Annotated in this window: 7 protein-coding genes; 5 read left to right on the forward strand and 2 right to left on the reverse strand. The window is 65.7% G+C overall.

Going from position 1 to position 5,733, the window contains the following annotated elements; genetic code table 11:
• The 4 genes from ACE3S9_RS13660 to ACE3S9_RS13675 all read left to right on the forward strand — a co-directional run.
• Positions 1–773: cytochrome c-type biogenesis CcmF C-terminal domain-containing protein (locus ACE3S9_RS13660; protein WP_374547022.1), on the forward strand; the 773-nt coding region annotated here is incomplete at its 5' end.
• A 3-nt stretch (positions 774–776) separates the two neighbouring features.
• Complete coding sequence (locus tag ACE3S9_RS13665; RefSeq protein ID WP_374547023.1) at positions 777–1,238, forward strand: cytochrome c-type biogenesis protein CcmH; 462 nt, start codon at positions 777–779, stop codon at positions 1,236–1,238.
• A 116-nt stretch (positions 1,239–1,354) separates the two neighbouring features.
• Positions 1,355–2,914: a Do family serine endopeptidase gene (locus ACE3S9_RS13670; RefSeq protein WP_374547024.1), complete on the forward strand. Its 1,560-nt coding sequence runs from the start codon at positions 1,355–1,357 to the stop codon at positions 2,912–2,914.
• A 108-nt stretch (positions 2,915–3,022) separates the two neighbouring features.
• Positions 3,023–3,706: a response regulator transcription factor gene (locus ACE3S9_RS13675; protein WP_374547025.1), complete on the forward strand. Its 684-nt coding sequence runs from the start codon at positions 3,023–3,025 to the stop codon at positions 3,704–3,706.
• A 10-nt stretch (positions 3,707–3,716) separates the two neighbouring features.
• On the opposite strand, the gene ACE3S9_RS13680 is transcribed toward ACE3S9_RS13675, so the two are convergent.
• Positions 3,717–4,085, reverse strand: a complete 369-nt coding sequence (locus ACE3S9_RS13680) for a winged helix-turn-helix transcriptional regulator (protein WP_374547026.1) — start codon at positions 4,083–4,085, stop codon at positions 3,717–3,719.
• 107 nt (positions 4,086–4,192) lie between these two features.
• Between ACE3S9_RS13680 and ACE3S9_RS13685 the strand changes: the two genes are divergently transcribed.
• Positions 4,193–4,762: a flavodoxin family protein gene (locus tag ACE3S9_RS13685; RefSeq protein WP_374547027.1), complete on the forward strand. Its 570-nt coding sequence runs from the start codon at positions 4,193–4,195 to the stop codon at positions 4,760–4,762.
• Here the strand turns inward: ACE3S9_RS13685 and purD are convergent.
• Positions 4,759–5,733 (reverse strand): phosphoribosylamine--glycine ligase (purD, locus tag ACE3S9_RS13690; protein WP_374547028.1); only part of this gene is annotated, 975 nt, incomplete at its 5' end. The genes ACE3S9_RS13685 and purD overlap by 4 nt on opposite strands.

Consider the following 5,733-nt stretch of genomic DNA (forward strand, 5'->3'; position numbering starts at 1 on the left):
TCGCGCCGCTCGGCCCATTGCTGGCGTGGAAGCGCGGCGACCTGCTGGCGGCGGCGCAGCGGCTGTTCTTCGCGGCGGCCTGCGGCTTCGTGGCCATGGCGATCTTCGCGGCGCTCAATGGCGCGCCCGTCGTGGCGGTGATCGGGTCGGGCGTGGCGATCTATCTGATCGTCGGCGCCTTCGCCGAATTGTTCGGCCGCATCTTTCCCTCGGGGCTGGGCGCGGCCAAGAACGCCTTTTACCGCGCCAGAGGGCTGCCCTTCTCCGCCTGGGGAACGGCCTTCGCCCATGCCGGGCTCGGCGTAACGCTGCTCGGTCTCGCCGCGACCGGCTGGGGCGTCGAAAAAATTGTCGCGATGAAGCAGGGCGACGCCTATGACGTCGGCCCTTATCAGCTCGAAATCGTCGGTGCGACCCAGCAGCAGGGCCCCAATTATCGGGAGGCGACCGCCCATATGAGCGTGCGCCGCAACGGCGAGATCGTCGCGCTGATCGCGCCGTCGAAGCGCTTTTTCACCACGCGGCGGATGGCGACCTCGCAGGCCGGCATCGTCACGCTGAATCTCGGCCAGATCTATGTCAGCATCGCAGACCAGTCCGAGAACGGGGCTTTTGACGCGCGACTCTATTGGAAGCCTTTGGTTTCGCTGATCTGGATCGGCGCGCTCATCATGGCCTTTGGCGGGGCGCTGAGTCTGAGCGACCGACGGCTACGGGTCGGCGTCGCCCGGCGAGCGGTCAAGGTCCCGGCCGCCGCGCAGACTGCGAGCTAAGCCATGAAAGCGAAGATCTTCGCCGTTCTGGCCATTCTTGCGCTCTCTGGTCCCGCCTGGTCGGTGCAGCCGGATGAAGTCCTGCCCGACGCCAAACTGGAGCAGCGCGCGCGCACCATTTCCGCCAATCTGCGCTGTCTCGTCTGCCAGAACCAGTCGATCGACGATTCCGACGCCTCCTTGGCCAAGGATTTGCGCGTTCTGGTGCGCGACCGCCTCAAGGCGGGCGACAGCGACCAGCAGGTCAAGGATTTCCTCGTCGCGCGCTATGGCAATTTCATCTTGCTCAAGCCGCCGTTCGAATGGGACACGCTGCTGCTGTGGCTGTCGCCCTTCGCCATTCTCGCTTTGGGCGCGGCGGCGGTGCTCGCCGGGCGCCGCAAGGGCGAGGACAAGCCCGCCGCTCCCTTGTCCGACGAGGAGGAAAACCGGCTGAAAAACCTGCTTGGCGACAAGCAGAGCTAGGTTACCAAAGTTTCATCTCGCCGAAACGGCGGCGTAAGTCCACGGCTCCCATAGTCCTCTTCGAACAGCGGCGCGAATCGCCGTCAGGTTTCGCAAAACGGTCTATGGAGCCCCTCATGCTGAATTGGTCCGCGCAATCTTCCAGCCGCGATCTGTCGCCGCTTTCGTCGCGCCGTCGCCGGCCCCTGCGCGTCGTGATGATGAGCGCCGTCGGCGCCGCCGCCCTTGTCGGCGCGGGCGCTTCGGTCGCCTTGATGCCCGCCCATGCCGAAGCACCGGCCAATCAGGGCCTGGCTCCGGTCGGCCCGCCCTCTTTCGCTGATATGGTGGATCGCGTGAAGGGCGCGGTGGTTTCGGTCAAGGTCAATGTGGTCGAAAAGGCCGAGGCCGACGGCCCGGAATTCGGCGGCGAAGGCCTGCCGCCCGGCATGCCCCCGATCTCCCCCGACGATCCGCTCTATCGCTTCTTTAAGCGTTTCGGCGGCCCGAATGGCGCGCCCGCGCCGCAGAAGCCGCACAAGGGCCAGGCGCTCGGCTCCGGATTCATCATTTCCAGCGACGGCTATGTCGTGACCAATAATCACGTCGTGGACAGCGCGACCGAAGTGACCATCACGCTCGAGGGCGGCAAGTCGGTTCCGGCCAAGATCATCGGCGTGGACAAGAAGACCGATCTCGCTCTGCTCAAGATCACCGAGGCGGGGACCTATCCTTACGTCCAGTTCTCGGAAGGCATGCCGCGCGTCGGCGACTGGGTCATCGCGGTCGGCAATCCGTTCGGCCTCGGCGGCACCGTCACGGCGGGCATCGTTTCGGCGCGCGGCCGCGACATCGGCTCGGGCCCTTATGACGATTACCTCCAGATTGACGCGGCGGTGAACCGCGGCAATTCCGGCGGCCCGACCTTCAACGCCAAGGGCGAAGTGGTCGGCGTCAATACCGCGATCTACTCGCCCTCGGGCGGCAGCGTCGGCATCGGCTTCGCCATTCCGGCCGAAGTCGCCAAGGACGTCGTCGCGGCGCTGAAGGACAAGGGCTCGGTGACACGCGGCTATATCGGCGTGCAGATCCAGCCGGTGACCCCGGAAATCGCCGACAGCCTCGGCCTGAAATCCACCAATGGCGCTTTGGTCGCCCAGGCGCAGCCGAATACGCCGGCGGCCTCGGCGGGCATCCAGTCCGGCGACGTGGTGACCGGCGTGAACGGGACCAAGATCGACAATCCGCACGATCTGTCGCGCAAGATCGCGGCGCTCGGCCCGGACGCCACGGCCAGCCTGACCATTATCCGCAACGGCGCCGAGAAGACGTTCTCCGTCAAGCTCGGCAAGCTGCCGGATGAGAAGGAGGCCAAGGCCGACACGCCCGTCCAGGAGAAGGCCGCCAAGACCGCGCTCGCCAATTTCGGCTTCAGCCTGGCGCCGTCGTCTGACGTGCCCGGCGCCGGTAAGGAGGGCGCGGTGGTGACCGACCTCGATCCGGACGGCCCGGCCGCGCAGAAGGGCCTGCGCCCCGGCGATGTGATCCTCGATGCGGCGGGCAAGCCCGTCACCACGCCGGCGGATGTCGTCAAGGCGCTGGACAATGCGAAGAAGGAAGGTCGCCGCGCCGTCCTGTTGCGCGTCAAGACCGGCGACAACACGCACTTCCTCGCTTTGTCCTCCGATCCCTCGTAAGGGCCGCAGGGCCTGAAGCGAGGTCGCCCTTGGGGGGCGAGGAGGCAGGCCGGGGTTCCCCTCCCGGCCTGCCGACTTTTTTTACCCGACTGGATTATCATGCCCGACATGCGACTCCTGATCATCGAAGACGATCCGCAGGCCTCGGCCTATCTGGTGAAGGCGTTCCGCGAGGTCGGGCACAACGCCGATTCCGCCGCCGACGGCCTCGCCGGCTACGCCAAGGCCGAAGCCGGCGGCTATGACGTGCTGATCGTCGACCGGATGCTGCCCAAGCTGGATGGCCTCTCGCTGATCGGCGGCTTGCGCGAGCAGAAGATCGACACGCCGGTGCTGATCCTGTCGGCGCTCGGACAGGTGGACGACCGAGTGAAAGGCCTACGCGCCGGCGGCGACGATTATCTTTCCAAGCCCTATTCCTTCGCCGAACTGCTCGCGCGCGTCGAGGTTCTGGCGCGGCGGCGCGGCGGCGGCGCGGGCGAGGAAACCGCCTATCGCGTCGGCGATCTCGAACTCGACCGGCTGAAGCACAAGGTGTTCCGGGGCGGCCGGGAGATCGTGCTGCAGCCGCGCGAATTCCGCCTGCTGGAATATCTGATGCGCCACGCCGGCCAGGTGGTGACGCGCACCATGCTGCTGGAAAATGTCTGGGATTATCATTTCGATCCGCAGACCAATGTGATTGACGTCCATATTTCGCGGCTGCGCGGCAAGATCGACAAGGGCCACGACTCGCCTTTGCTGCAGACCGTGCGCGGCGCAGGCTATACCCTGCGCGAAGGGCCGGCCTGACCGCGCAGGATCACGCCTCGCGGGCCTGCGCGCCGGGGTTTGCGCGCGCCTCGTCCTCCGCCGCCCAGCGCAGCGCGGTGGCGCCGATATCGTCGAGAATCGTCCGCAATTCCGCGCCGCGCGCGGTAAGCCGGTAATAGACCTGCGGCGGAATGGTCGGCCGCTGCTCGCGCGAAACGAGGCCGTCGCCCTCCAGCCTTCGCAGCCTTTCCGTCAACACCTTGGGCGAAATGCCGGGCATGGCCGCGCGCAACTCGCCGAAGCGCAGGACGGCATTCTGGCCGAGCAGCCAGAGGATATAGGTCGTCCAGGGCCCGGAAATCTGGTTGAGCAGACGATCCACCGGACAATCGTCGTGCCTCTGCGTCGTCTCATCCATCGCCGCCTCGGGAACTAGATACCTTTTAGGTAACTACTTACAAAAAGATATCAAGTAGTTTATTTGAAGTTTGCGCCGCATCGAGCGGCGCGACAAGGATTTTCGAAATGACCAAGATCGCCATCGTTTTCTATTCAGGTTATGGCCACACCGCCAAGCTGGCTGAAACCGTCCGCGCCGGCGCCGCCGAGGTCGCCGAGGCGACCCTTTATCCGATTGACCAGAACGGCGATCTGCCGGACGGCGCGTTTGACTCGCTCGCGGCTTCCGACGCCATCATCTACGGCAGCCCGACCTATATGGGCGGCCCGGCCTGGCAGTTCAAAAAATTCGCCGACGCCAGTTCGAAAATCTGGTTCACCCAGGGCTGGAAGGACAAGATCGGCGCGGGCTTCACCAATTCGGCCTCGCTGAACGGCGACAAGGCGTCGACGCTCGATTATTTCTTCCATCTTTCGCAGCAGCACGGTCAGATCTGGGTCGGCACCGGACTGCTCCCGAGCAACACCAAGGCCCATGGCCCGAGCGACGTGAACTGGTCCGGTTCGGCCAGCGGTCTCGCCGCCATTTCGCCGTCCGACGCCTCGGTAGAGGAAGCGCCGCGCAAGGGCGATCTCGAAACCGCGCGCTTGTTCGGCGCCCGCATTGCGGAAACGGCCAGCAAGCTGCGTAGTTAACGCTTGATCGCGCGCCAGCCGATGTCGCGGCGGCAGAATCCGTCGGGAAAGTCGATGGCGTCGACGCCGCGATAGGCCAGCGCCTGCGCTTCGGCCACATTGTCGGCGAGCGCGACGACATTCAGCACCCGGCCGCCATTGGCGACCAGTTTGCCGTCTTCCAATACGGTCCCGGCGTGAATGACGCTCACGCCGGGAATTTTTTCCGCCGCCTCAACGCCCTTGATCACGCCGCCCTTGAGCGGCGAGATCGGATAGCCCTGCGCCGCCAGCACGACGGTCAGGGCCGTTTTTGGCGAGAAATTCACTTTTTCCGGCAGGCGGCCGTCGACGCAGGCGAGCAGCAGCCCAAGCAGATCGTCCTCCAGTCGCGCCATGAGGACCTGGCACTCGGGATCGCCGAATCGGGTGTTGAATTCGATCAGCTTCGGGCCGTCCTTGCCGATCATCAGGCCCGCGAACAGCACGCCCTTGAAGGGGCACCCCTCCGCCTTCATGGCCGCGACGGTCGGCTCGATGATGTCCTTCATCACCCGCGCGGCGATCTCGGGCGTCACCACCGGGGCGGGGGAATAGGCGCCCATGCCGCCGGTGTTCGGCCCGGTGTCGCGCTCGCCGACGCGCTTGTGATCCTGCGCCGAGCCGAAGGCGACGGCTTTTTCGCCGTCGCTGATCGCGAAGAAAGAGGCTTCCTCGCCGTCGAGAAATTCTTCGATCACCGCTTCCGCCCCCGCCGCGCCGAACGCCCCGCCGAACAGGGCCTCCACCGCGTCTTCGGCTTCCTTCACGGTCACGGCGACGGTCACGCCCTTGCCGGCGGCGAGGCCATCGGCCTTGACCACGATGGGCGCGCCCTGATGGCGCACATAGGCGAGGGCTTTTTCGCGGCTCGTGAACCGCTCATAGGCGCCGGTCGGGATGTGATATTTGGCGCAGAGGTCCTTGGTAAAGCCCTTCGAGCCTTCCAGCCG

The organism is Rhodoblastus sp. (assembly GCF_041915505.1).
Taxonomy (GTDB): domain Bacteria; phylum Pseudomonadota; class Alphaproteobacteria; order Rhizobiales; family Beijerinckiaceae; genus Rhodoblastus.